The following is a 24758-nucleotide window of genomic DNA, read 5'->3' as shown; positions in this document are numbered from 1 at the left end:
GCACGTAGGGACGACAACCACTGCGGCGGCTGTGCCCGCCGCACTAGCGGAGACGGGTGAGATGGAGACAACGCTGCGAGGCGTCGGCGTGAGCCACGGTGTGGCGATCGGCGAGGTTCGGCATATGGGAACGGCGGTCCTCGAGCCGCCTGCCAAGCAGATTCCGGCCGAGGACGCGGAGCGTGAACAGGGGCGCGCCCGCCAGGCCGTTGAGGCTGTGGCAGCCGACCTGATGGCGCGCGGCAATCTGGCGGGGGGCGAAGCACAAGCTGTGCTCGAGGCACAGGCCATGATGGCCCAGGACCCCGAGCTGATGGCGGATGTGGACCGGCGTATCGCCGTGGGCAGCACGGCCGAGCGTGCCGTGTACGACGCCTTCGCCGCATACCGGGAGCTGCTGGCCGGGGCCGGTGAGTACCTTGCCGGCCGGGTGGCCGACCTCGATGACGTGCGGAATCGTATCGTCGCTCGTTTGCTCGGGGTTCCGATGCCGGGTGTCCCGGACAGCGACGAGCCCTATGTCCTTGTCGCCCGCGATCTCGCGCCGGCCGACACGGCACTGCTCGACCCGGCCCTGGTCCTCGGTTTTGTCACCGAGGAGGGTGGGCCGACCAGCCACAGCGCGATTCTGGCCAGGGCGCTCGGGGTGCCGGCCGTGGTCGCGCTGCCGGGTGCCGGTGAGCTCGCCGAGGGTACGGTCGTAGCTGTGGACGGCAGCACGGGCGATGTCTTCGTGCACCCGAGCGACGAGAAGAAGGCCGAGCTGGAGGGCGCTGCTGCCGCGCGCAAGGCCGCCCTCGCCGCGTCGACCGGGCCCGGCGCAACAGCCGACGGCCACAAGGTGCCGCTGCTGGCGAACGTCGGCGGACCGTCAGACGTTCCAGCCGCTGTCGAAGCGGGTGCCGAGGGTGTCGGTCTGTTCCGGACCGAGTTCCTCTTCCTCGACGACAGCAAGAAGGCACCGTCGGAGGAGAAGCAGGTCGAGGCCTACCGGCAGGTTCTCGAGGCCTTCCCCGAGGGCCGTGTCGTCGTACGTGTTCTGGACGCCGGCGCGGACAAGCCGCTCGACTTCCTGACTCCCGCCGACGAGCCGAACCCGGCGCTGGGTGTGCGGGGGCTGCGGACGTTGCTGGACCACCCCGACGTGCTGCGCACTCAGCTGACGGCCCTGGCGAAGGCGTCCGAGGGACTGCCGGTCTACCTCGAGGTCATGGCCCCGATGGTGGCGGACCGGACCGACGCAAAGGCGTTCGCCGACGCGTGCCGTGCGGCCGGGCTGCAGGCGAAGTTCGGTGCGATGGTGGAGATTCCGTCGGCCGCGCTGCGGGCCCGTTCGATCCTGCAGGAGGTCGAGTTCCTGTCGCTGGGGACGAACGACCTCGCGCAGTACACCTTCGCCGCGGACCGTCAGGTGGGTGCGGTGTCCCGCCTACAGGATCCGTGGCAGCCTGCGCTGCTCGACCTGGTCGCGCTGTCTGCGGAGGCGGCGAAGGCCGAGGGCAAGAGCTGTGGCGTCTGTGGTGAGGCCGCGTCCGACCCGCTGCTGGCGTGTGTGCTGACCGGTCTGGGTGTCACCTCCCTGTCCATGGGTTCTGCATCGATTCCGTACGTCCGGGCGACGCTGGCGAAGTACACGCTGGCGCAGTGTGAGCGTGCCGCTGCGGCCGCGCGGGCCGCGGACAGCGCCGAGGAGGCACGCAACGCTGCTCAGGCGGTGCTGTCCGGCGAGTAGTCGGGGCAGGACGCGTCTGCGCGCTGGCTGCAGGCTTGTTGTGATGGGGCGCTCCACCGGTTGGTGGGGCGCCCCATCCGCTTCAGTGGTGGTGTCCCGGTGGTGCTTCCTCGTTGCCGAGGTCCGGTGGCACGCAGTAGTCGACGCCGGATTCCGGGGAGATGAGGTCTCCGGAATCGATGTCGGTGCAGTAGGCGTCGAAGACCTCGCCGGCGGTGAGGGGCTCCAGACCGTCTCCGCGCAGGCGCCATCCGTAGATACGGTCGGACGTGCCCGGGGCGCTGGTCCGCATGACGAGTCCACCGGGGCTCCGGGTGGCGAGGCCGACGGCGAGGACCGTGGTGAACTCCAGGGCTTCGGCCTCGTCGAGGTGCGTGGCGCCCTCGGTGTCTTCCTCCGCGTGCAGGACGGAGACGAGTGCTTCCGGGGTCCCCGTGACGCTGCAGACGAGGTGCCGGCTGCCCGGCTGGGCAGTGTCGAGGATGCGGACGAGCAGGCTCGAGGCGCGCACGAAGGCCGAACGGCCGATGTCCTCGCCGCAGGTGGCGCAGGCGCCGAGGCGTGCCAGGAGTGTGGAGGCGTACTCCCACGTGGCTTGTCGGACGGCTTCGTCGACGAGGGTCGGGACGAGGTCTGCGAGGGGCTGACCCTGGTAGGGGACGGTGGGTCCCGTGGTCGCGAGTTCGGCTGTGAAGCGCGTGCGGCTCGCCGCGTTGTCGGGGTCGAGGCCCGTCTCCGCGCAGAACTCGGCGTACTCCTGAGGATCGAAGAGGGCAATCGTCGTATGGCTGCCTTGGGAGGCCCGAGTCCTGAGGAGGGCCTCCATCTGTTGCAGATAGATCTTGTGGTCGTCGAAGGAGAAGCTGCGGTAGTGCCTCATGGCACGGAAGTCGTGCTCGTCGGTGAGCAGGCCGATCGTGCCGGCGATCTCGCGGCGCAGGACGCGTCGCATCGTCTGGTGGTCGGTGTGCGCCATGTTTCCCCCTGTGTGTGCACAGTCGATCAATGCTCACTCACAGTAACCGGCAGCACTGACAACGGCCCTGGCTCGCCGTGGTTCGACGAGTCCGGGGCCGGGTGTCGGTCAGGCGCGCTTGCGGGCCAGTTCTTCGTAGAAGTGCAGGAGGTCGAGGTTGTCGATGGAGCCGGGGTTGACCGCCCGCTCCAGGGGTGTGCCTTGGAGGAGGCGCTTGACCGGGACCTCGATGCGCTTGCCGGTGAGGGTGTGGGGGACGCCGGGGACTTCGATGACCTCGTCGGGGACGTGTCGCGGTGAGAGCTGTTCGCGGATGGTCTGCTTGATGCGGCCCAGGAGCGCTTCGTCGAGCACGGCTCCGGGGGCCAGGTGCACGAACAAGGGCATCCAGTAGCCGCCGTCGGGCTGTTCGATGCCGATGACGAGGGATTCCTTGATCTCGGGGAGGCGTTCGACCGCTTCGTAGATGTCGGCCGACCCCATGCGGACGCCCTGGCGGTTGAGTGTGGAGTCGGAGCGTCCGTGGATGACGACGGAGCCTCGTGAGGTGAGTGTGATCCAGTCGCCGTGGCGCCATACGCCGGGATAGGTGTCGAAGTAGCTGTCGTGGTAGCGCCTGCCGTCGGCGTCGTTCCAGAAGTGGATCGGCATGGACGGCATGGGGTTGGTGACCACGAGTTCGCCCACCTCGTCGATGAGGGGTTCGCCGCCCGGGTCCCAGGACTGCAGGTCGGTGCCGAGGCCGGGGGCCTGGAGTTCGCCGACGTGCACGGGCACGGTGGGCACGGCTCCCGCGAAGCAGGAGCACACGTCCGTGCCGCCGCTGACGGAGGCGATCCAGAGGTCGTCGCGGACCTCGTCGTGCAGCCATCGGAATCCGTCGGGCGGCAGTGGTGATCCGGTGGTGGCGACGCACTGGACCTTGGTGAGGTCGAAATCGCGCGCGGGGTGCACGCCGGCCTTGCGGCAGGCCATGACGTACGCGGCGGACGTGCCGTAGAGGGTGGCTCCCGTGCGTTCGGCGACTCGCCATTGGGCGCCCGTGTCGGGGTAGCCCGGGCTGCCGTCGTACAGGACGATCGTGGTGCCGGTGAGGAGGCCGGAGACGAGGAAGTTCCACATCATCCAGCCCGTCGACGTGTACCAGAAGAAACGGTCCTCTGGGCCCAGGTCGCAGTGGAGTCCGAGTTGTTTGAGGTGTTCGACGAGGATGCCGCCCTGGGACTGGACGATGGCCTTGGGGAGGCCGGTCGTGCCGGAGGAGTAGAGCACCCAGAGGGGGTGGTCGAAGGGCACCTGCTCGAAGACTGGTTCCTCGTCTGCCGCTGTGAGGGCCGACCACTCGAGCGCACCTTCGGGGGCCGCTGTGCCGAGGAGTGGAATGTGCACCACGGCGCGCAGCGTGGGCAGTTCGCGGCGAAGCTCGGAGATGATGTCGCGGCGGTCGTGCTCCTTGCCGCCGTAGCGGTAGCCGTCGACGGTGAACAGGACGACCGGTTCGATCTGCTGGAAGCGGTCGAGGACGCTGCGGGCGCCGAAGTCGGGGGCGCAGGAGGTCCAGACTCCGCCGACGGCGGCGGTGGCTAGGAGGGCCACGACGGCTTGCGGGATGTTCGGGAGGTAGCCGCTGACGCGGTCGCCGGGGCGCACGCCGAGAGCACGCAGCTCGGTGGCGAGGGAGCCGACCTGGCGGCGCAGCTCGGACCAGGTCACGGGGCGGGGCTCGTGGGATTCGTCGACGTACAGGAGTGCGGGTTCATCGGCGCGGGTCGCAGCGGCGCGCAGGGCGTGCTCGGCGTAGTTCAGCGTGGCGCCGGGGAACCACTGGGCGCCGGGCATCGAGCGGTCGCCCAGCACGCGCGCGTACGGGGTGGAGAAGCGGACGTCGAACCACTCCGTGACGGCCTTCCAGAAGGTGTCCAGTTCGTCGACCGACCAGCGGTGCAGTGCTGCGTATCCGCCCTCGGAGGGCGCGCCGTGGTGCTCGGCGGCCCAGGCCTGGAACTTGGTGACCTGAGCCCGGGCGATGCGCTGGGGATCTGGCTGCGAGAGCGGCTGAGGGTTCGCGATCGACATGGAGCGGCTCCCGGACTGTGCGCGTCGTGTGCGTCTTCCGCGCACGGCTGGGTCGTGCGCGTGACGCGGCTGACAGGGACGATGCCATGTGATCGACTTCTACACCAGGGTGCGCCCCACACAGTCCGTGTCGTGAAGATGTGGTCCCGGCACGGGTGAACGGAAGTTGAACGACACACGCGTGTGGGGCGGTCAATGGCAGGCTGAGCAGCATGAACGGTCGTGACCTGGTGCGTTCGATGAAGGTGGTCGGTTCTGTGGGAGCGGCCCAGGGGTTGCGTACCGTGCGAGCGGCGTGGCGCAGGAGGCGTGCCGACGCCGTGGGACTGCCGCCGCGGGGTGCGGAGCGCGCCCGGGTGCCTGGGCCGGTGCAGGAGGTGCGGCCCGGTCCGGGGGGTGGTGTCATCCGGTTCAGCCGGTCCGAGCTGCGCGTCACCGTCGCCGTGAACGGCGCGGTGTTCTGGGGCTGGGACGGGGCCTCTCCCGAGCCGTCGTACGCGCTCGCGGGTCGCTGTCCGGAACCGGATCCAAGGGCGGTGCTGGAGCCCGACAAGGACGGTGGCTGGCGGGTCGTGGCCGAGCGGGTCACGGTCGTCATCTCGCGGCATGGCGCCGTGGAGGTGAAGACGCCCGGTGGCGTGACGCTGCGCCGCGACCTGCCGCCGCGCTGGTGGGAGCCCGTCGACGGTGGGGCGGCGCGGTGGATGCAGCGGTCGGAGGTGGCCGCGGACGCGCGGTTCTTCGGACTCGGGGGGCGTGCGTCCGGGCCCCGGCTGAAGGACGGAACGTATCGGCTGTGGAACACCGACCCCGGCCATGCCTTCGGTCCTGGTGACGACCCGCTCTACATCACCATGCCGGTGCAGGTGGTGGTGGCCGACGCGGCCACGCACCTGGTGTTCCACGACACGTCGTGGGACGGCACGGTGACGTTGCGGGAGGGCGAGGAGGGCGCCGGGTCGGGGCACGACCGGGCGGGGACGTGCGAACTGCGGATGGACGGCGGTCCGCTGCGCTGCTGGGTCATGGTGGGCACCCCCGCGCGTGTACTGCGCGCCTGGGCGGCACTCACCGGTGCACCCGCTCTGCCGCCGGCATGGGCGCTGGGTCACCATCACGCGCGATGGGGGTTCGGTAGCGAACAGGAGGTCCGGCGGATCGTTTCGGGCTACCAGGAGCGCGGCCTGCCCTTGGACGTGGTCCATCTGGACATCGACCACTACGACGAGCACCAGGTGTTCACGGTCGATCAGGACGCCTTCCCCAAACTGCCGCAACTCGCCGAGGACTTGCGCCGGGACGGGATCCGCCTGGTTTCCATCGTCGACCCGGCGGTCAAGGCCGTGCCCGGCAATGCCGTGTACGACAGCGGGACGGCCGAGGACGCGTTCGTGCGGGACGCCTCGGGACGGCTCGTGCGGGGAGTCGTCTGGCCCGGGGAGGCGGTCTTCCCGGACTTCACGCACGCGCGCGTGCGCAAGTGGTGGGGTGGGCTCTACGAGGAGCGGTTGGGGCAAGGTTTCTCGGGCTTCTGGCATGACATGAACGAGCCGACCTCGTTCGCGGCCTTCGGAGAGTCGACGCTGCCGCGTTCGGCCCGGCACGCGCTGGAAGGGCGAGGCGGGGACCACAGGGAGGCGCACAACGTCTACGGTCTGTGCATGGCCAGGGCCGGCTACGAAGGCTTGCTCGAACTGGCGCCCCGGGAGCGGCCTTTCGTCTTCTCCCGCTCGGGGTGGGCCGGCATGCAGCGCTACGGAGGCACCTGGTCCGGGGACGTGACCACAGGCTGGCCCGGGCTGCGGGCGTCACTGTCGCTGGTCATGGGCCTCGGGCTGTGCGGGGTGCCCTACTCGGGGCCGGACGTGGGCGGATTCGACGGGAGTCCGTCGCCGGAGCTGTATATGCGCTGGTTCCAGTTGGCCGCGTATCTGCCGCTGTTCCGTACGCATGCGAGTTTGCGGGCGGGGCGTAGGGAGCCGTGGGAGTTCGGTCCAGTGGTGCTGGAGCACGCGCGCGTGGCGCTCGTCGAGCGTCGCAGGCTGCTGCCCTACTTCGTGACGCTGGCGCATCTGGCCCGGCTTACAGGGGCGCCGTACGTGCGTCCGCTGTGGTGGTCGGCACCGGAGGACCGCGCGTTGCGTGACTGCGAGGATGCGTTTCTGCTGGGCGACTGTCTGCTGGTGGCGCCGGTGCTGGATCCGGGAGTCGACCGGCGTGCGGTGCAGCTGCCGCGAGGGCGCTGGTACGACACGGCGACCGGGCGGGCGTACGAGGGGCCGGGGCAGATTCTCCTGGACGCGCCCATGTCGCGGCTCCCGGTGCTGGCGCGCTCGGGTGCCGTCGTCCCCGTGCGCGGGGACGACGGCGGGCTGGAACTGGAGGTGTGGGCACCCGCCCCGGGACGCACAGGGGGCGGGCTGGTCGTGCCGGATACGGGTGACGGCGAGGACGAACCGGAGATCGAGCGGTATGTCACCCGTTGGGAAGGCCGAAAGCTGGTCGTCGAGCTGGAGCGCGAGGACGGCATGATCGCCTCGCCCCGTCCGGTGCGCATACGAGGGCTCGATAAGGGTTCGGCTCAGATGTAGCGGCCCTCGAAGAACGCCCTGACGGCCACTGTGTGCAACGGGAAGGCGAGCTCCTCCGGCCTGCGCAGGAGGTGCCAGCCCTCGGTCTCGTCCGTGGCCGCCGAGGTCGGCAGTCGGTCGGCCGGCCGTTCCGGAAGGAGGCCGAACAGCAGCAGGTGGCCGTCGGGAGAGCTCATCGCATCGACGAGACGTACGTCGCGGCCGGCCGCGTCGATGCCGGTCTCTTCCCTGAGTTCGCGGACGACGGCCTGCCGCCAGTCCTCACGGTCGTCGATGTAGCCACCGGGCAGGGCGATGCCTCCGCGCGCGGGGGCGACGGTTCGGGTGATGACGACCAGGGCGGTGCCCTGCTCGTCGTACACGGGCTGGAGCGCGATCGCTACCGGCAGCGGATTGCGGTAGGCCACGGCGCCGCACGCAGGGCAGGTGCGGGGCCAGCCGGAGACGCCCTCTCCGTAGGGCGCGCCGCAGCTTGAACAGTGGGAATCTGCTGCGGAGTTGGGGGCGTAGTGCTGAGTATCGGACACGCGGCGGACTGTATCCGATCAGCGGAGGGGCATCTTCCGTGGGGCGTCACTAGTGCCTGGTCAGGGATTTTCTGGAAACAGGGAAGTCGAAGTAGGTGTCCGGGTAGGGCTCCGGTTTGAACGTGTAGTGCCACCACTCCTCAGCGAGGTTCACGAATCCGAGGGCTTCGAGGGTGCTCTTGAGCAGCAGCCGGTTGGTCCGTTGTTCGCCCTTGATGCGCGGGTCGAGGGTGTGGGACAGAGTGTCGAAACAGTCGAAGCCGGTGCCCATGTCGACGGAGTTGTCGGGAAAGCGCTCGGCCTGCGCTGCGAAGCAGGGTACGAGGGACTCTCCTGGTACGTACGGCCTGGTGGGCTTCGCCGGCAGCCTGACGATCGTCAGGTCCATGGTCGAGCCGCGGCTGTGTCCGGACTTCTCGGCGATGTAGCCGTCCGCGAACAGACGGGTCTTGTCGACGTTCGGGTAGAACTCGTCCTTCATGGCCTCGTCGTCGAGGTCTTCGGCCCAGCGCACGAAGTGGTCGACGGCGCGCTGCGGGCGATAGCAGTCGTACACCTTGAGCGTGTAGCCCTGGCGCAACAGCCGCTTCTGGGCCTTGCGGAGGGCCTCCGCGGCGGGTCGGGTGAGGATGCACAGGGGCTGTCGGTAGCCGTCGATGCGCTCACCCACGAAGTTGTGCGGGGTGATGTACCGCATCTCCTGAACGATGGTCGGGTCCACGGTTCTCAGCGCCACGAAGTCGTTCGGCGCTTTGGGTTCTGGCTTCGCGTGGGCAGCGGTTGGGACGGCGGTCACGGCGAGGAGGGTGGCGAGCGTGGTGACCAGTCCCCGTACCGCGATCGAGAGTCGTGTCATGTTCCTGCATCTATCAGGAGTCTGTTCCGTACCGGAAGCGATCGGATGCATTCCACCCCGAAAGCCGGACAGGAAGGCCGCCGCCGGTGAGTCCGGGTGACCCTGCCGCTTTTCCGTTGGCCATGGCAGACTTCTGACGTTCCGTCAGATCGGACGATCAGGAGGGGCTATGCCACGCACGCGCACACCGGTGGTCGCAGGGTGGTTCGCCGGTGACGAGACCGACTTCCGCCTCCTCGGCACCCGCTGCTCGGCCTGCACGTCGGTCTTCTTTCCGCGCGAGGACGCTCACTGCCGCAACCCCGACTGCCCGGGCGGTGACCTGGAGGAGGTCCCGCTCTCGCGGCGGGGGCGCGTGTGGTCGTACACGGACAGCCGATACAGGCCTCCGTCACCCTATGTGACCAATCCGGAACTTCCTTGGGAGCGCTACGCGTTGATCGCTGTGGAGCTGGAGTCCGAGCGCCTCGTGGTGCTGGGACAGGCGGTTCCCGGGATCACCGTCGCCGACCTGACGGTGGGCATGGAGGTGGAGGTCGTCCCCGCCGTGCTGCATGAGGACGCGGAGACGACCTGGACGACGTGGCAGTGGCGGCCGACGGGGGTGACGGCATGACGGACGACGTGGCGGTGCTGGGCGCGGGCATGCACCCGTGGGGCAAGTGGGGGCGCAGCTTCGTCGAGTACGGCGCGGTGGCGGCTCGCGCAGCACTCGCCGATGCGGGACTTCAGTGGCGGGACATCGGGTCGATCGTCGGTGCGGACACCGTGCGGGGCGGCTATCCGGGGTATGTGGCGGGGGCGACGTTCGCGAAGGCGCTCGGCTGGCAGGGGGCCCGGGTTGGGAGCGTGTACGCAGCGTGCGCGTCCGGGGCTCAGGCCATCAACACCGCGCGGGCGCAGATACTTTCGGGGCTCACCGACGTGGTGCTGGTGGTGGGCGCCGACGCGGCTCCCAAAGGCTTCTTCCGGCCTGCGGGCGGTGATCGGCCCGACGATCCGGACTGGCTTCGCTTCCGGGTCCTCGGTGCGTCCAATCCGACGTACTTCGGGTTGTACGCGCGTCGGCGGATGGCCGTGCACGGGGACACACCGGAGGACTTCGCGCAGGTCAAGGTGAAGAACGCCGCAGTGGGTGCGCTCAACCCCTACGCCCGCTACCGCAAGCCGGTCACCGCCGAGGAAGTCGCCGCCTCCGCGGTGGTCGCCGATCCCCTGCGGCTGCTCGACATCTGCGCGACCTCGGACGGAGGGGCGGCGCTCGTGCTGGCCGGCATGGAGTTCGCACGTCGGCACGGGGTCAGTGATCCGGTGCGGATCCGGGCCGTGTCCACCGTGACACCGCGTTACCCCAACACCGTCCTGGACCTGCCCGACATCGCAACCGACTCGGCGGTGGCAGTGCAACCGGCGGCCGAGACGTTCCGGGAGTCGATCGCGCGCGCGGCCTATCAGGAGGCCGGCATCGGCCCCGATGATCTCTCCTTCGCGGAGGTCTACGACCTGTCCACCGCACTGGAGTTGCAGTGGTACGAGGATCTGGGGCTGTGCGGCCAGGGAGACGCCGCGAAGCTGCTGCAGGAGGGCTCTACATCACTGGGTGGACGAATACCGGTGAACGCGAGCGGCGGTCTTGCCTCCTTCGGAGAGGCGGTTCCGGCCCAAGCGATCGCCCAAGTATGCGAACTCACCTGTCAGTTGAGAGGCGTCGCAGGCGACCGGCAGGTCACCGGGGCACGTGTGGGAATCGCCGCCAACCAGGGACTGTTCGGGCATGGATCGGCCGTGGTCGCGGTGCGATGAGTCGTGAGGGCTCGTCGGGCCCGGACACGCGGTTGTGAGGGCGGTGTCACCGCTGTACCACCACGGACGACGTGGCGTTTCTACACTCCGTGAGCAAGCCGGAATCCTGCGTGAACGTTTCATGAACTGGGCTCGGGCGAGCTTCGGCGGCGGGATCATGCTCCCGTGGACTCCTGGACGGATACTCTCCGCTTCGCCTTCCAACCGGTGGTCAATCTGACGACCGGTGGAGTCGCGGGGCTGGAGATTCTCGCCCGCCCGGAGACCGGCGACGTCCTGGCCGAGGCGCGCCGCGATCCCGAACTCGACGGCCGGCTCGCCGTGTTGGCATTCCGTGCGGCGGCACGCAAGGAGACGTTGCTGCCCCTGTACGTCAACGTGTTCGCCGGCACCCTCGCCGACCTCGGCGGGCTCACTCCGCTGCACGATGCCGTGCGCGCGGCGGGTCGTCTGCCGTGGGAGGTGACGATCGACATCGGTCCCCCGTACACGCAGGTGCCGCAGCACGCGCTGCTGGAGGCGATGGGCGCGCTACGGAACCAGGGCTTCCGGATCAGTGCGGACGGCGTCGGAGACGGAGACCTCCCGCTGCGCCTGCTCACGGACATGGCGCCGGATCTCGTCAAGCTCGACGCGTCCCTGCTGGCGCGGCCGGCCGCGGTGCGGGCGATGCGGACGCTGTGCGAGCAGCAGGGAGCACTCCTGTGCGCCGAGGGTGTGGAGACGGAGCTCCAGTGCGCGTCCGCACGGTCGGCCGGTGCGCAGCTGGCTCAGGGTGAGCTGTTTGCCCCGCCGGCTCGCCTCCCCGCGGCGGAGGTATACGTTCCGCCACGCTCCCCCGGACTGTCGGTGACGCCACGGTCGGGACCTTCGGTACGGGAGTTCGTGCGGCCGGCCGCGTTGTTGCCCGCGACCGCGTCCGCGGGCCAGGTGCGGGCGCTGCTGACCGGGTCGCCGGAGGTGTCCGGGGTGCTGCTGGTGGACCAGAGCGGCGTTCCGGTGCGGTCGGTGCACCGCTCCCGCTTCCTGCTGTCGATGTCGGGCCGCTACGGCCACGCCCTGTACGCGGACCGGCCCGCGGCCAAGCTCGGAGATCCCCCACGCACCGTCGGCGTCGACGCCACCGCGTGGGAGGTGCTGGACGTGGTCGGGGACGGCGGCCGTAACCGTACGTCGGACGATGTGGCGGTCGTCGACCGGTACGGCCGCTGCGTGGGCGTCGTACGGCTCGCGGACCTCGTACGGGCTCTGGCCGAGAATCGAGTCGAGGAAGCTGCGGCGCTCAACCCGCTGACCCGGCTGCCCGGTTCGGACGCGATCACCGGTGAGGTGGACCGGCGGATCGCGGACGGCCGGAGGTTCGCGCTGAGCTGGCTGGATGTGGACCACTTCAAGCAGGTCAACGACGGCGCCGGGTTCGCGGCGGGCGACGAGCTGATCCGGTCCGTCGGACGGGTGCTGCAGCACGCTGCTACGGACAGTACCCACGTGGGCCACATCGGCGGGGACGACTTCCTGGTGCTGGCGGATCCGGAGGGGCTGGATCCGCTGGCCTCGTCGGTGCTGGACGCGCCCTGGTCCGCTGGTGGACTTGCCATCAGGCTGTCCCTGGCCACGGTCCTGTGCGAGCCGGGCAGCGTGACGGACCACCGCCAGGCGGCCGCCTGTCTGGCGCCGCTGAAGAAGGCCGCGAAGTCGCTGAGCGGAGCGAGCTGGGTGCTGGGCCGGGCAGGGCTCCCCGGGCACGAGATCCTGCGCGGGGTGGACGAGACGACGGCCCCCGCCGAGTGGGCGGTGGCGGAGCCGGGCAGAGGGTGAGACGCTTCTCCTACCAGGTCGACGGAGGCCGAGGCGGTGTCCGTACGGCCTCAGTGCAAAACATCATCATCGGCCCCCGTCGGGTCCGGCAGGACCTGGCCTCCCTGCCGCCTCAGCGGGGCCCCCGGTGCCCGTCCCGCCCGCGAGTGGCGTGCCGCTAGCCCGGTCGACGACGGTCCGTGACCGTGGGCACGCCCTGAACCGTTGGCGTCCGCGACCTTGACGCCCCCTGGACGCCGGTGAACACTTCCCGGTGTCAGTCGACATCGCCGTACATTCTCGGCGTATCCACGCACTGCACCGCGCGGTTGCGCCTCGACCAGAGCCCTTTTCCCCACGGGCGAGTCGGCTGCGACGGCACGCTCGTCACGGACGCCGGGCGGGGCGCGGGACCCTTCCCTGCCTTCGGCTGAAGTAGCCAAGGGAAACGCACCCTGCACGGAGGTTCGGGGTCGATCACCCCGGGCCACGGCCAAGGAGCCGCCATGACCAACGGAGACATATTCGTCGGCGAGATGATCGGGACGGCGATCCTGATCCTGTTCGGCGCCGGCGTCTGCGCCGCAGTCACTCTGAGATTCTCCAAGGCACGCGCCGCCGGCTGGGTGGTGATCGCGTTCGGCTGGGGCTTCGGTGTGCTGGCGGGCGCCTACACCGCTGCTCCGCTCTCCGGCGGTGTGATCAACCCGGCCGTCACCTTCGGTCTCGCCGTCGACACCGGCGTCTGGGACAAGGTCTGGGTCTATCTGCTCGGCCAGATCACCGGCGCCATGATCGGCGCAGTGCTGTGCTACCTCACGTACTACGCCCAGTTCCAAGCCAACGTACGGCAGACGGGCACCACAGAAGGCACGGCGGACGAACCAGTTCCGACCCTCGGCATCTTCTCCACGATCCCGGAGATCCGGAACCCGATCGCCAACCTGATCACCGAGATCCTCGCCACCATCGCCCTGGTGCTGCCCATCCTGGCGCTGGTCGGCAACAACAGGCACGTCGAGGGCATCGGCATCGGACAGATCGCGGGTCAGGCCGACGGCATCTACGGCTCCGGCATCGCGATCCTGCTCGTCTCACTGCTGGTCGTCGGCATCGGCCTCTCCCTGGGTGGCCCGACCGGGTACGCCATCAACCCGGCACGTGACCTCGGACCGCGCATCATCCACACCTTCCTGCCGATCCCGAACAAGGGCACGTCCGACTGGGGCTACTCGTGGATCCCGGTGGTCGGTCCACTGATCGGCGGCCTGCTCGGTGGCCTCATCTACAACGCAGCCTTCTGAATCAGCCCAAGGGGTAGCCATGACGGACAACGCCGAAAAGTACGTCGCCGCAATCGACCAGGGCACCACCTCCAGCCGCTGCATCGTCTTCAATCAGAGCGGCGCCATCGTCGCCGTCGACCAACGCGAGCACCGCCAGATCTTCCCCAAGCCCGGGTGGGTGGAGCACGACGCCACCGAGATCTGGTCCAAGGTGCAGGCGGTGGTCGCCGGCGCGATAGCCAAGGCCGGCCTGCGTGCCGACCAGCTCAGCGCGCTGGGGATCACCAACCAGCGCGAGACGACGGTTCTGTGGGACCGCGCGACGGGCAAGCCGGTGCACAACGCGATCGTGTGGCAGGACACCCGTACGGCGGCGCTGTGCAACCAGCTGGGGGGTTCCGACGGCCAGGATCGATTCCGTGAGCAGACCGGGCTGCCGCTGGCCAGCTACTTCTCCGGGCCCAAGGCTGCCTGGCTGCTGGACAACGTGCCCGGTCTCCGGGACCGCGCCGAGCGCGGCGAGATCGCCTTCGGCACCATCGACTCCTGGCTGATCTGGAATCTCACGGGCGGCACGGACGGCGGGCAGCACGTCACCGACGTGACGAACGCCGGACGCACGATGCTGATGAACCTCGAGACCCTCCAGTGGGACCCCTCCATCCTGTCCGCCATGAACGTCCCCGAAGCCGTCCTCCCGGAGATCAAGTCGTCCTCGGAGGTGTACGGGACCGCCGTCGGTCAGCTGGCCGGGGTGCCGGTCGCCTCGGCCCTGGGCGACCAGCAGGCGGCCGTGTTCGGGCAGGCCTGCTACGACGTCGGCACCGCGAAGAACACCTACGGCACGGGCAGCTTCCTGCTGCTCAACACCGGCAACCGACCTGTGCCGTCGAAGAGCGGGCTGCTGACGACGATGGGCTACAAGATCGGCAGCGAAGCGCCCGTGTACTGCCTGGAGGGGGCAATAGCCATAACGGGCGCGCTGGTCCAGTGGTTCCGCGACCAGCTCGGCATCATCAGCACCGCCGACGACATCGAGCCCCTTGCGGCGAGCGTCGAGGACAACGGCGGCGCGTACATCGTGCCCGCCTTCTCCGGCCTCTTCGCGCCGTACTGGCGTTCCGACGCGCGCGGAGTGGTCACCGGACTGACGCGGTACGTCACCAAGGCGCACCTCGCGCGCGCGGTGCTGGAGGCGACGAGCTGGCAGACGCGCGAGGTCGTGGACGCCATGTACCAGGACTCCGGCGTGCAGATCACGACCCTCAAGGTCGACGGCGGCATGACGAAGAACAACCTGCTCATGCAGCATCAGGCGGACGTGCTCGACGTGCCGGTGATCCGGCCCAAGATCTCCGAGACGACCTGCCTGGGCGCCGCTTACGCGGCGGGGCTGGCCACCGGCGTGTGGAACGACCTGGACGAGCTCAAGGCGCACTGGGCGAAGGACGTCGAGTGGACGCCGTCCATGACCGCACAGGAGCGGGACCGCGAGTACCACAACTGGCGCAAGGCGGTGGAGAAGAGCTTCGGCTGGCTGGAGGACGACGAGAGCTGACCGCGCCTCCGAAGCGGTCCACGCGTGCGTGCACTCGGCGTGAGGCACGCGCGAGCCGCCATGACCCACGGCTCGTACCCCGGTCGGCGGGGGTACGGGCCGTGCCCGTCCTGCGGGCGTCAGGTGGTCACGGTCTGCCGGCGGTCGGCCTGGTAGGCCATCGCGTGCTGGACGACACCGATGAGGATCTCCTTGACGGACTCCCGGTCGCGGGCGTCGCACAGCAGCAGCGGTACGCCGTCGTCGAGATCGAGGGCCTGCCGGATGGCCTCCGCCGGGTAACGGTCGGCTCCCTCGAAGCAGTTGACGCCGACGAGGAAGGGTATGGAGCGCCGCTCGAAGTAGTCGACGGCCGCGAAGCAGTCCTCGAGACGCCGGGTGTCGGCGAGCACGACGGCACCGAGCGCACCCTCGGACAGCTCGTCCCACATGAACCAGAACCGCTCCTGGCCGGGCGTGCCGAAGAGGTACAGCACCAGGTCCTCGCGCAGGGTGATGCGCCCGAAGTCCATGGCGACGGTGGTGGTGCGCTTGCCTTCGACACCGCTCGTGTCGTCGACCGGCCGTCCGGCCTCCGTGAGCAGTTCCTCGGTACGCAGTGGCCTGATCTCGCTGACCGCGCCGACGAGGGTGGTCTTGCCCACGCCGAAGCCGCCGGCCACCAGGATCTTGAGCGTGACGGGCTCGACCGGAGGCTTCCCGCGCTCAGAACGCCCGAAGATCATCGATCTCTTCTCCTGCTTGATGGGGGTCGCGCGACGGTGGGCCGTAGCCTCCGCCGCCAGGGGTTTCGATGACGAGTACGTCGTCGGCTCCGACGTCGGCCGAGTCGCTCGCGCCGAGCGCGGTGACCGTGCCGTCCGCGTGCTCGACGCGGTTGGCTCCCAGCGCGCCGGGTTCGCCGCCCGCCATGCCGTACGGCGGGACCCTGCGGTGCTGGGAGAGGGTGGAGACGGTCATGGGCTCGTGGAAGCGGATGCGGCGCACGGCGCCGTCCCCGCCGGACCACTGCCCGGCCCCGCCACTGCCGCGCCGTACGGCGAACTCGTCGAGCTGTACCGGCAGTCGCCACTCCAGCACTTCGGGATCGGTGAGCCGCGAGTTGGTCATATGGGTCTGGACGACGGGTGCGCCGGGGAACCCGTCGCCCGCTCCGGACCCGGAGGCCACGGTCTCGTAGTACTGATGCCGTTCGTTGCCGAAGGTGACGTTGTTCATGGTGCCGGAGCCCTCGGCCTGGACGCCGAGCGCGGCGTAGAGGGCGCCGGTGATGGCCTGGGAGGTCTCCACGTTGCCCGCGACGACCGCTGCCGGGGGTTTTGGGGCGAGCATGGAGCCGGGCGGCACGACGATGTCGAGGGGGCGCAGGCAGCCGTCGTTGAGCGGGATGTCGTCGGCGACGAGGGTGCGGAAGACGTACAGGACAGCCGCGTTGACGACCGAGAAGGGGGCGTTGAAGTTCGTGGTCAGCTGCGGGGACGTGCCGGTGAAGTCGACCGTGGCGCAGCGGTTCTCGCGGTCCACGCGCACGCGTACCCGGATGATCGCCCCGGAGTCGGTCTCGTAGGCGTACTCACCGTCGTCCAGGGCGTCGATGACCCTGCGTACCGCTTCCTCCGCATTGTCCTGGACGTGCCTCATGTACGCCTGGACGACGTCGAGGCCGAAGTTGTCGATCATCCGGGCGACTTCTTCGACGCCCTTCCGGTTGGCGGCGATCTGGGCGCGCAGATCGGCGAGGTTGGTCTGGGGGTTGCGCGACGGGTAGGGCGCCTGGGTGAGCAGGCTGAGGGTCTCCTCCTCGCGGAACCGGCCGTTCTCGGCGAGCAGCCAGTTGTCGAAGAGGATTCCCTCCTCGTCGATGGTGCGGCTGTTGGCGGGCATGGAGCCGGGGGCGATGCCGCCGATCTCGGCGTGGTGGCCGCGTGAGGCGACGTAGAAGAGGATCTCCGGCTCACCCTCCGTGTTCGTCGGGCTTGCCGTGTCGAAGACCGGGGTGATCACGGTGACGTCGGGCAGGTGGGTGCCGCCGTGGTACGGGTCGTTGACGGCGTAGGTGTCGCCGGGGCGCATCCGGGAGCCCCGGCGACGGATCACCTCTTGGACACTCGTGCCCATCGAGCCCAGGTGAACGGGGATGTGCGGGGCGTTGGCCACCAGGTTTCCGTCCGGGTCGAAGAGCGCGCAGGAGAAGTCCAGGCGTTCCTTGATGTTGACGGACTGGGCGGTGGATTCGAGGCGGGCGCCCATCTGTTCGGCGATGGACATGAAGAGGTTGTTGAAGACCTCGAGGAGAACCGGGTCCGCTTTCGTGTCGAGGTCGGAACTCTGTGTAATCGCCGCGCGTTCCATGACCAGATGCCCGTCGTCGGTCGTCGCGGCTTGCCAGCCGTCGTCGACGACGGTCGTCGCACTGGCCTCGGTGATGATCGCCGGGCCGGTGACGGTTTCGCCGGGAGGCAGGTGTTCTCGGCGGTGGAGGGGTACGTCGCGCCAGGTGCCGCCCGTGTGGAGGGGGACGGTTCCCGGGGTGGCCGGGCTGCCTTCAGGGGCGGCTTCGTGAGGGGCGAGAGCGGAGAGATCAGGGGGTTCGGTGATGCCGGTGGCTTCGACGGAGAGGGCTTCGACGACGATCGGGCGGTCGAGGGTGAAGGAGTACGTGGCGCGATGACGTTCTTCGAAGGCGTGCCTCATCGCGTCGGGCTCGGTGAGCTCGACGGTGAGGGTGGTGTCGGTGCCGTCGTAGCGGAGTTGGGCGCGGCGGGTGACCTGGACGCGGTCCTCGGGGATGTCCTCGTCGAGGAGTTCGGTGCGGGCGACAGCTTCCAGGTCGTCGGCCGTCTTCAGGATCCCGGGCATCGAGGCGGCCTGCAGGGGTGCCTCAACGGATTGTTCGCGCATGGCCGTCGTGTCGGCGAGGCCGATGCCGAGCGCGGAGAGGACGCCGGCCATGGGAGGCACGAGGACCGTGCGGATGCCGAGCGAGTCGGCGACCATGCACGCGTGCTGGCCGCCCGCGCCGCCAAAGGTGGTGAGGGTGTAGCGGGTGACGTCGTGGCCCTTCTGGACGGAGATCCGCTTCACGGCGTTGGCGATGTTGGCGACCGCGATCTGCAGGTAGCCCTCGGCGACCTGCTCGGGCGTTCGGTCGTCGCCGGTCTGCTCGCGGATCTCGTTCGTGAGGGCGGTGAAGCGCTCACGGACGAGGGCGTCGTCGAGGGGCTGGTCCCCGTCGGGTCCGAACACCTGGGGAAAGTGGGCGGGTTGGATGCGGCCGAGCATGACGTTGGCGTCGGTGACAGCGAGCGGCCCGCCGCCCCGGTAGCAGGCAGGGCCCGGGTCCGCGCCCGCCGAGTCCGGCCCTACGCGGTAGCGGGACCCGTCGAAATGGAGGACCGAGCCACCGCCGGCCGCGACGGTGTGGATGTCCAGCATGGGCGCGCGCAGCCTGACACCGGCGATCTGTGTGGTGAAGACGCGTTCGTACTCGCCCGCGAAATGCGAGACGTCGGTCGACGTACCGCCCATGTCGAAGCCGATGACGCGGTCGAAGCCGGCGAGCTGCGACATGCGGGCCATGCCGACGATGCCGCCGGCGGGCCCGGAGAGGATGGCGTCCTTGCCGCGGAACTGTCCGGCTTCGGCGAGGCCGCCGTTGGACTGCATGAACATCAGCCGCACGCCTTCGAGTTCGTCGGCGACGTGCTGGACATAGCGGCGCAGGACGGGCGAGAGGTAGGCGTCGACGACGGCGGTGTCCCCGCGCGGGACCAGCTTCATCAGCGGGCTGACCTCGCTGGACAGCGAGATCTGCGGGAAGCCGATGCGGGCGGCGAGCTCTCCGACGGCCTGCTCGTGCGCGGGGTGGAGGTGGCTGTGCATGCAGACCACGGCGACGGCGCGGATCCCGTCGTCGTACGCCTCCTGGAAGGGGCCGGCGAGGGCGTCCAGGTCGGGAGCGTGCAGGAGGGTGCCGTCGGCCGCGATGCGCTCGTCGACCTCGATGACCCGTTCGTACAGCAGCTCGGGCAGCTCGATGCGGCGGGCGAAGATGCGCGGGCGGTTCTGGTAGGCGATGCGCAGGGCGTCGCGGAAGCCGCTGGTGATGACGAGCAGGGTCCGCTCGCCCTTGCGCTCGAGGAGGGCATTGGTGGCGACCGTGGTGCCCATGCGGACGGCCTCGATGGGGTCCTCGGAGCCGTCCAGCAGTTGACTCACGCCCGCCACGGCCGCGTCGGAGTATCGCGCCGGATTCTCCGACAGCAGCTTGTGCGTCAGCAGACGGCCGTCCGGGCGTCGCGCGACGATGTCCGTGAAGGTGCCGCCTCGGTCGACCCAGAACTGCCAGCCAGTCACGTCACTACCCCGCTTCCGCGCCGCTCACAGCGCCCGCAGGCCGTTGATCACGTCGCGCAGAATACTCTCGTCCACCAGCTCGGCAGGCGGTACCGGCCGGTTCACATGGACGAATTCCGAGTCCACGAGATCTCCGACGAGGACCCGTACGACGCCGATGGGCAGATCGAGCTCGGCGGAGAGTTCGGCCACGGACTGCGGGGCGTCACGGCAGAGTCCGACGATGTCCACGTGTTCCGGGGACAGTGTCGAGTCCGCTTCCGGATCGTCCGCCTGCGGTTCCGCGACGACCACCGCGATCAGATCGAGGCGGTGCTGGGCCGCACTGGAGGTGCGGCCGCGCGTCATGGCGTACGGACGGACGACCGGTCCGGCCTCGTCGTCGAACCAGTGGCTTCTTCCCTGACCGTCAGCGCTCATGCCATCCCACTACCCGCCCGCGGGCAGATCGGTGCGCGGAGCGGTACCCAGATGCACGCCGACACGCTTGACCAGGAGGGTCATCTCGTACGCGACCAGACCGACGTCGGAGTCGGCGTCCGAGAGCACCGCGAGGCAGCTGCCGTCACCGGCGGCCGTCACGAACAGGAAGGCGTCATCGAGCTCGACGACGGTCTGCCGGACGTTGCCCGCCTCGAAGTGGCGGCCCACGCCCTTGGCAAGGCTGTGGAAGCCGGACGCGACGGCGGCCAGGTGCTCGCTGTCCTCGCGGGTCAGGTCCTTGGACACCCCCGTCGGCAGGCCGTCGCCGGAGAGCACGAGGGCCTTGCGGATGCTGGCGACCCGGTCCACCAGGTCGTCGAGGAGCCAGTTGAGCTCTCCGGACTGGTTGGTCGCGGTGTGGCCGGTCGCCTTCGGTGCGGTCATCGACCGTCCCCCTTAGTCGTTCGTTGTGGTGCTGTGCCGCTGTGGGCGTCGTCGCCCGCGGCGTTCTCCTGGCGGCCGCGCTGCCAGCCGCGCTGGAGGGAGGCCATTCGGCTGCGGACCTCGTCCGCGTCCCGCTCGGCGAGTTCCGGCTTCTCCTCGGTGCGTGGTGCCGGGCCCTGTTTGAGCTGCGGAGCCAGGCTGGCCTGGCGTACGCGCCGGGGCAGCGCTCCCGCGCCGGAGCCGGCCTCCTGGGGCGGGGCGGTCGGGTTCGGGGCGGAGTCGGAGCCGCTCGAGGCGATCGCGGGACGCCGTGTGCGCCTCGGGAGAGCCGGGGGCTCCGGCGGTTCACCGTGGTCGTACCCGGCGGAGGGCGCTGAGTCGGTACGGTCACCGACCCGGTCGGGCGCGCCGGCTCCCTCGCCATGGGGTCCCGTACCGCGGCGGCGGGACGGCAGCGGAGCGAGGCCGTTCGGCTGCGGACGGGTCGCGCCTGTCGGCGATTCCGCGTCTGCTTTCTCCCACCGGGAGCGCTGCTCGGTGACCGGGCGTCCGTGGGAACTGACCAGCTTGGGCGTCCCGCGGCGGGGCAGCGGGACGGGCGCGCTCGGGTCTTTGTCCGGATCAGCGTGGTCCGGTCCGCCGTGGATACCGGAGACCGGGTGCTGTGTGCCGTGCGGGCCCGTCGCTTCGTCCTCCATGGGGGCGAGGGTACGACGTGGGCGGAAGAGGCCGCCGCGTTCGCCGTCCTCGTCGCCGAGGGCGTCCGGGAAGTCACTGAGGGCGTCGAGATCGACCGGGGCCTCAAGCTCGACCGGGCCGTCAAGCAGCGCGGCGGGCAGGCCGGGCATGCGGGCAGGCACCTGGGAGAGTGCGGCCCGGCGCGGCTCCTCCAGCTCGGCCTCCTTGGATGGCGTGGGCCGGTCGAGACGGAAACCGATGCCGTTGGTGTCCGGGACGTCGTCGGTGAGCAGCGCGTCGGGGATGAACACGACGGCCGTGGTGCCGCCGTACGGCGACGGCTGCAGCGAGACCCGGACGTTCTGCCGCTGGGCGAGCCGGCTGACGACGAACAGGCCGAGCCGGTCGGTGTCGGACAGCTCGAACTCGGGTGTCTCGGCCAGTCGGAGGTTGGCGTCCAGCAGCACGTCGGCCGCCATCCCCAGGCCTCGGTCGTGGATCTCCAGGGTGAAGCCGTTGGCGACCCGCTCGCCCAGAACCTGGACGGCGGTGTGCGGCGGGGAGAACACCGTGGCGTTCTCCAGGAGTTCGGCCACGAGGTGGGTGATGTCTGCGACGGCCGGGCCCGTGACGGCGACGCGGGGCAGGCGGCGGACCTCGATGCGCTCGTAGTCCTCGACCTCGGCGACCGCGGCGCGCACGACGTCCATGAGCTGCACGGGCTTGCGCCACTGCCGGGAAGGGGCGGCGCCGGAGAGGATCACCAGGCCCTCGGCGTGCCGACGCATACGGGTGGTCAGGTGGTCCAGGCGGAACAGGTCGGCGAGTTCGTCGGTGTCCTCGGTCCGGCGTTCCATGGTGTCGAGCAGGGTGAGCTGCTTGTGGAGGAGGACCTGACTGCGGCGGGCGAGGTTGACGAAGACCTCGGAGACCCCGGCGCGCAGTTCGGCCTGCTTGACGGCGGCCTCGACGGCGGCGCGCTGCAGGGTGTTGAGGGCGTGTCCGACCTCGCCGATCTCGTTCCTGTCGTACTCCAGACGGGGGACCTCGGTCTCCACGTCGACCTGTTCTCCGGCGGAGAGGCGGCGCATCACGCTGGGCAGTCGTACGCCCGAGGCCTCGTGGGCATCCAGACGCAGCTGCCGCAGGTCGCGGACGAGACTGCGGCCGATGCGCACGGAGAGGAAGAGGGAGAACAGCAGGGCGAGCAGACCGAGGACGCCGGCGACGGCCGCCTTGACGATGACACTCATCGCGACGGGGCTGACGCGGTCCTGATAGCGGGCGCCCGCCTCGTCGTTGAGTTTGCTGAGCTCATCGAGGACGCTGCCGGCGACGGTGTCCCAGCGCTTTGCGTCGACCGTGCTGGGCCTGCCCGGCTGGGAGGAGATGACGTCCTGTTCGGCGACTCGCAGCGGAGCGGTGGAGGCGTTCTTCCAGAAGCGTTCGAAGCGGGCGCGCTCGGCCGAGGGCAGGTCCGTCAGGCTGACCTCGTACATGAGCGTGCGCTGGGCTACGAGATCGGAGACGTCGCGTATCTCGTCGCCGGAGAGCTTGCCGACCACGAGGGCGGAACTGAGCAACGCGTCCTCGCGGGAGAGCAGTTCGCGGGCGCGGGTGACGTTGAGAAGGGCGCGGGCCTGCTTGTCCATCGCCACGTTGTCGACGCCGTCGAGGGAGGCCAGGAGGGTGTAGCAGGGGTCCACGAGAAGGTTGTACTGGTGGAGGGCGTCGGCGCGGCTCACCGTTCCGTCCTCGACGCTGCGACGCAGGGGGTTGATGCCGTCGAAGGCGTCCAGCACGGCGGTGAGGCGCTCGCTGTCGCCCTGGTCCAGCCCGTCGCGGACGTCGGGGTCCTTGGCGTTCTTGCGGATCTCGGCGACGGCGGCGTCGGTCGCGTTGCGGGTGACCCGCAGTGCGGACAGCGCGTCCGAGGCCCGGCGGTCGGCGAGATAGACCAGTGCCTGGCGGCGTTCCTGCTGCAGGACGCGGACGGCGTCCTCGGTGGAGTAGCCGATCTTCTCGACGAGTGCCGACACCGTGAAGAGCTGCGCCGCACCCCGCCCCGTGATTACCGTGGCGAAACCCCAGATCGCGGTGAGGGACACCAGCGGCACGAGAAGCAGCGCCACCATCTTCCGGCGGATCGACGTCCCGCGAAAGCGCATGGCCTCCCCCAGCTCAAACCCCCACCCGGTCAGGGGGGCACACATGTGCGTCAACAATCGGCGCGAGCCTACTACCGACGCACACGTAACTCGAAGAGAGATCCGGAATCTGAACTTCCGCACCGGTGACGAGACATGCGGAGTTGTCCGGCCATTGCGGGAGATTGCCTCCCGCAAACCCGGGGCGCCCCGGAGGGCGGATCAGGCCGGTCTGTCCGGCCAGTTGGCCGGAAATCTACCTTCCTTGGGAATCTTCAGGACGCGCCGATCGTCCTTCTCTACGGGAAATGGGGACGGATTGGGCCACAGGAGCCGCATCCAGCCCCCGGGCAGCGTAAAACAGCGCAAGCCGGGCAACCGCTGGGGAGCTGAGTCTTCGGATGCGGGCGAGCGGTCTGCTGACGGTGGGGAGTGAGACGGTGACGGGCACGGTGGAGCGGCACGTGGCGCCTGAGGACGGCGAGGCGGCACGCCGGGCAGCGCGACAGGACCCCGAGGCACTGGATCGCGACATTCCAGCACTCGGAGGCGGGACCGCCGGGAGTGCCGCGGCTCAGGATCAGCCGCATTACCAGCCGTTGTGGATCGAGGAGCCCGCGCGGCGGCGCCGGATGCCCGATCCGGTGCGCACGGCCGCGGTCCGAGCCGTTCTGATCATCGCCTTGACGCTGATCCAGGCAATGGTGGCGTTTCTGTGCACGCTGGCGGGCTCTTGGCTGGCGTTCCCGATGGTTATCAGCAGCGTGACGAGCACCGTGGTGGCGACGTGGGCCGCGCTCGACGTCTGGGTGACGCGCCAGGTGTGGAACCAGCGCAACGGCGTAGTGTCGGCACCCAGCAGCACAGCCCGGTCCCTGCGGCGCGAGCGGCGCAGGGCACGACGGCAGGCGCGCGCTGCGGAGCGGGCTCAGGAGCGCATACGCCGGCAGGGCGGGACGGGGCAGTTGTCGCACCCTTAGCGGTAGCCGACGCAGACGAGCAGTGGCCCGCGAACAAGAAAGCGGCGGGCCCGAGGGCCCGCCCGTTCACCGACTTGTGAGGGTCAGGCCCTGGCGTACTCCCAGCCGCCGCAGCTGTACGGGGTCCCGCTGGACGTGTCCTGGAGGCAGGCACGAATCTGCAGGGTTGTGCCCTCCGCGAAGGACAGGTTCCACTTCCCGACGGTGGCGTAGCCGCCGCCGTGGTAGTAGGAGTGGGTGGCGGAGCTCGAGTTGTAGCGCCACTGGGCGGCGACGCCGTGGCCGTCACGCTTCAAGTCGAGCGCGGAGAGAGTCTCGCCGTCCTCGGCGAACTCGGTCTTCGCACTCGGCGAGCTGATCGCGTTGTAGGCGTCGAAGATGTTGCCGGCGGCCTGCGCCGGGGCGGTTCCCAGGACAAGCACCGATGCGGAGGCCGCAGCCGTACCAAGGACAGTCGTCAGACGACGGTAGGTCATGCGCAAGGCAAGGTTCCTCTCTTCGGACAACTGATCGATTGCCTGAACCTAC

At 69.7% G+C, this 24758-nt stretch carries 18 protein-coding genes; 8 read left to right on the top strand and 10 right to left on the bottom strand.

Features of this window, described 5'->3' with window-relative positions; genetic code table 11:
• The first annotated feature begins 61 nt into the window (after positions 1–61).
• A complete protein-coding gene (gene ptsP, locus OG331_RS40135; RefSeq protein ID WP_383247280.1) occupies positions 62–1732 on the top strand; it encodes a phosphoenolpyruvate--protein phosphotransferase in 1671 nt (556 codons plus the stop codon).
• An 82-nt stretch (positions 1733–1814) separates the two neighbouring features.
• Here the strand turns inward: ptsP and OG331_RS40130 are convergent, their stop codons facing one another.
• Together OG331_RS40130 and OG331_RS40125 are read right to left on the bottom strand one after the other, a co-directional pair.
• Positions 1815–2708, bottom strand: a complete 894-nt coding sequence (locus OG331_RS40130) for a hypothetical protein (RefSeq protein WP_406206096.1) — start codon at positions 2706–2708, stop codon at positions 1815–1817.
• Positions 2709–2816: 108 nt separating this feature from the next.
• Positions 2817–4784, bottom strand: coding sequence for an acetoacetate--CoA ligase (locus tag OG331_RS40125; protein ID WP_406206093.1), 1968 nt, complete (start codon positions 4782–4784; stop codon positions 2817–2819).
• Between the two features lie 212 nt (positions 4785–4996).
• On the opposite strand from OG331_RS40125, the gene OG331_RS40120 reads away from it, so the two are divergent.
• The gene (locus tag OG331_RS40120) at positions 4997–7375 is read left to right on the top strand and encodes a TIM-barrel domain-containing protein (protein ID WP_406206090.1); all 2379 of its coding nucleotides are present in this window, start codon (positions 4997–4999) and stop codon (positions 7373–7375) included.
• Here the strand turns inward: OG331_RS40120 and OG331_RS40115 are convergent.
• Entirely contained in the window at positions 7366–7902 is a 537-nt protein-coding gene (locus OG331_RS40115; RefSeq protein WP_406206087.1) for an NUDIX domain-containing protein, read from the bottom strand. The genes OG331_RS40120 and OG331_RS40115 overlap by 10 nt on opposite strands.
• A gap of 49 nt (positions 7903–7951) precedes the next feature.
• Positions 7952–8758 (bottom strand): M15 family metallopeptidase, encoded by an 807-nt coding sequence (locus OG331_RS40110; RefSeq protein ID WP_406206084.1) that lies wholly within the window; start codon positions 8756–8758, stop codon positions 7952–7954.
• 190 nt (positions 8759–8948) lie between these two features.
• Here OG331_RS40110 and OG331_RS40105 point away from each other — a divergent pair, with 190 nt between their 5' ends.
• The 5 genes from OG331_RS40105 (at position 8949) to glpK (ending at position 15202) form a co-directional block, all read left to right on the top strand.
• Positions 8949–9374 carry a Zn-ribbon domain-containing OB-fold protein gene (locus OG331_RS40105; protein ID WP_406210623.1) on the top strand — a complete coding sequence of 142 codons (426 nt, stop codon included), beginning with the start codon at positions 8949–8951 and terminating at the stop codon, positions 9372–9374.
• Positions 9371–10561, top strand: a complete 1191-nt coding sequence (locus tag OG331_RS40100) for a lipid-transfer protein (RefSeq protein ID WP_406206082.1) — start codon at positions 9371–9373, stop codon at positions 10559–10561. Before OG331_RS40105 ends, OG331_RS40100 begins: the two co-directional genes overlap by 4 nt.
• Positions 10562–10726: 165 nt before the next feature.
• Positions 10727–12379, top strand: a complete 1653-nt coding sequence (locus tag OG331_RS40095; RefSeq protein ID WP_406206079.1) for an EAL domain-containing protein — start codon at positions 10727–10729, stop codon at positions 12377–12379.
• A 485-nt stretch (positions 12380–12864) separates the two neighbouring features.
• Positions 12865–13662, top strand: a complete 798-nt coding sequence (locus OG331_RS40090; protein WP_328882981.1) for an MIP/aquaporin family protein — start codon at positions 12865–12867, stop codon at positions 13660–13662.
• A gap of 19 nt (positions 13663–13681) precedes the next feature.
• A complete protein-coding gene (gene glpK / locus OG331_RS40085) occupies positions 13682–15202 on the top strand; it encodes a glycerol kinase GlpK (protein ID WP_406206075.1) in 1521 nt (506 codons plus the stop codon).
• A 119-nt stretch (positions 15203–15321) separates the two neighbouring features.
• On the opposite strand, the gene OG331_RS40080 is transcribed toward glpK, so the two are convergent.
• From OG331_RS40080 to OG331_RS40060, 5 genes are read right to left on the bottom strand one after another with little or no spacing between them, the layout of a single operon-like run.
• Positions 15322–15927 (bottom strand): ATP/GTP-binding protein, encoded by a 606-nt coding sequence (locus tag OG331_RS40080; protein WP_126389958.1) that lies wholly within the window; start codon positions 15925–15927, stop codon positions 15322–15324.
• Complete coding sequence (locus tag OG331_RS40075) at positions 15908–19558, bottom strand: hydantoinase B/oxoprolinase family protein (RefSeq protein WP_406206071.1); 3651 nt, start codon at positions 19556–19558, stop codon at positions 15908–15910. The genes OG331_RS40080 and OG331_RS40075 overlap by 20 nt, the downstream gene beginning before the upstream one ends.
• Before the next feature lie 24 nt (positions 19559–19582).
• A complete protein-coding gene (locus OG331_RS40070) occupies positions 19583–19978 on the bottom strand; it encodes a DUF742 domain-containing protein (RefSeq protein WP_406206068.1) in 396 nt (131 codons plus the stop codon).
• 9 nt (positions 19979–19987) lie between these two features.
• Complete coding sequence (locus OG331_RS40065) at positions 19988–20425, bottom strand: roadblock/LC7 domain-containing protein (protein WP_062704455.1); 438 nt, start codon at positions 20423–20425, stop codon at positions 19988–19990.
• The gene (locus tag OG331_RS40060) at positions 20422–23271 is read right to left on the bottom strand and encodes a nitrate- and nitrite sensing domain-containing protein (RefSeq protein ID WP_406206064.1); all 2850 of its coding nucleotides are present in this window, start codon (positions 23269–23271) and stop codon (positions 20422–20424) included. The genes OG331_RS40065 and OG331_RS40060 overlap by 4 nt, the downstream gene beginning before the upstream one ends.
• Before the next feature lie 380 nt (positions 23272–23651).
• On the opposite strand from OG331_RS40060, the gene OG331_RS40055 reads away from it, so the two are divergent.
• Complete coding sequence (locus OG331_RS40055; RefSeq protein WP_406206061.1) at positions 23652–24230, top strand: hypothetical protein; 579 nt, start codon at positions 23652–23654, stop codon at positions 24228–24230.
• Positions 24231–24313: 83 nt separating this feature from the next.
• On the opposite strand, the gene OG331_RS40050 is transcribed toward OG331_RS40055, so the two are convergent.
• The gene (locus OG331_RS40050) at positions 24314–24706 is read right to left on the bottom strand and encodes a hypothetical protein (RefSeq protein WP_406206058.1); all 393 of its coding nucleotides are present in this window, start codon (positions 24704–24706) and stop codon (positions 24314–24316) included.
• Positions 24707–24758 lie beyond the last annotated feature (52 nt).

This window comes from Streptomyces sp. NBC_01017 (assembly GCF_045162795.1).
Lineage (GTDB): Bacteria > Actinomycetota > Actinomycetes > Streptomycetales > Streptomycetaceae > Streptomyces > Streptomyces machairae.
Note: the sequence above shows the minus strand (reverse complement) of the source record. Positions and strands in the feature narration are given on the sequence as shown.

Excerpts from the sequence above, each read along its gene's own strand:
- ptsP (WP_383247280.1), top strand. The coding sequence starts at position 62 with ATGGAGACAACGCTGCGAGGCGTCGGCGTGAGCCACGGTGTGGCGATC.
- OG331_RS40130 (WP_406206096.1), bottom strand. The coding sequence starts at position 2,708 with ATGGCGCACACCGACCACCAGACGATGCGACGCGTCCTGCGCCGCGAG.
- OG331_RS40125 (WP_406206093.1), bottom strand. The coding sequence starts at position 4,784 with ATGTCGATCGCGAACCCTCAGCCGCTCTCGCAGCCAGATCCCCAGCGC.
- OG331_RS40120 (WP_406206090.1), top strand. The coding sequence starts at position 4,997 with ATGAACGGTCGTGACCTGGTGCGTTCGATGAAGGTGGTCGGTTCTGTG.
- OG331_RS40110 (WP_406206084.1), bottom strand. The coding sequence starts at position 8,758 with ATGACACGACTCTCGATCGCGGTACGGGGACTGGTCACCACGCTCGCC.
- OG331_RS40100 (WP_406206082.1), top strand. The coding sequence starts at position 9,371 with ATGACGGACGACGTGGCGGTGCTGGGCGCGGGCATGCACCCGTGGGGC.
- OG331_RS40090 (WP_328882981.1), top strand. The coding sequence starts at position 12,865 with ATGACCAACGGAGACATATTCGTCGGCGAGATGATCGGGACGGCGATC.
- glpK (WP_406206075.1), top strand. The coding sequence starts at position 13,682 with ATGACGGACAACGCCGAAAAGTACGTCGCCGCAATCGACCAGGGCACC.
- OG331_RS40080 (WP_126389958.1), bottom strand. The coding sequence starts at position 15,927 with ATGATCTTCGGGCGTTCTGAGCGCGGGAAGCCTCCGGTCGAGCCCGTC.
- OG331_RS40070 (WP_406206068.1), bottom strand. The coding sequence starts at position 19,978 with ATGAGCGCTGACGGTCAGGGAAGAAGCCACTGGTTCGACGACGAGGCC.
- OG331_RS40065 (WP_062704455.1), bottom strand. The coding sequence starts at position 20,425 with ATGACCGCACCGAAGGCGACCGGCCACACCGCGACCAACCAGTCCGGA.
- OG331_RS40060 (WP_406206064.1), bottom strand. The coding sequence starts at position 23,271 with ATGCGCTTTCGCGGGACGTCGATCCGCCGGAAGATGGTGGCGCTGCTT.
- OG331_RS40055 (WP_406206061.1), top strand. The coding sequence starts at position 23,652 with ATGCGGGCGAGCGGTCTGCTGACGGTGGGGAGTGAGACGGTGACGGGC.
- OG331_RS40050 (WP_406206058.1), bottom strand. The coding sequence starts at position 24,706 with ATGACCTACCGTCGTCTGACGACTGTCCTTGGTACGGCTGCGGCCTCC.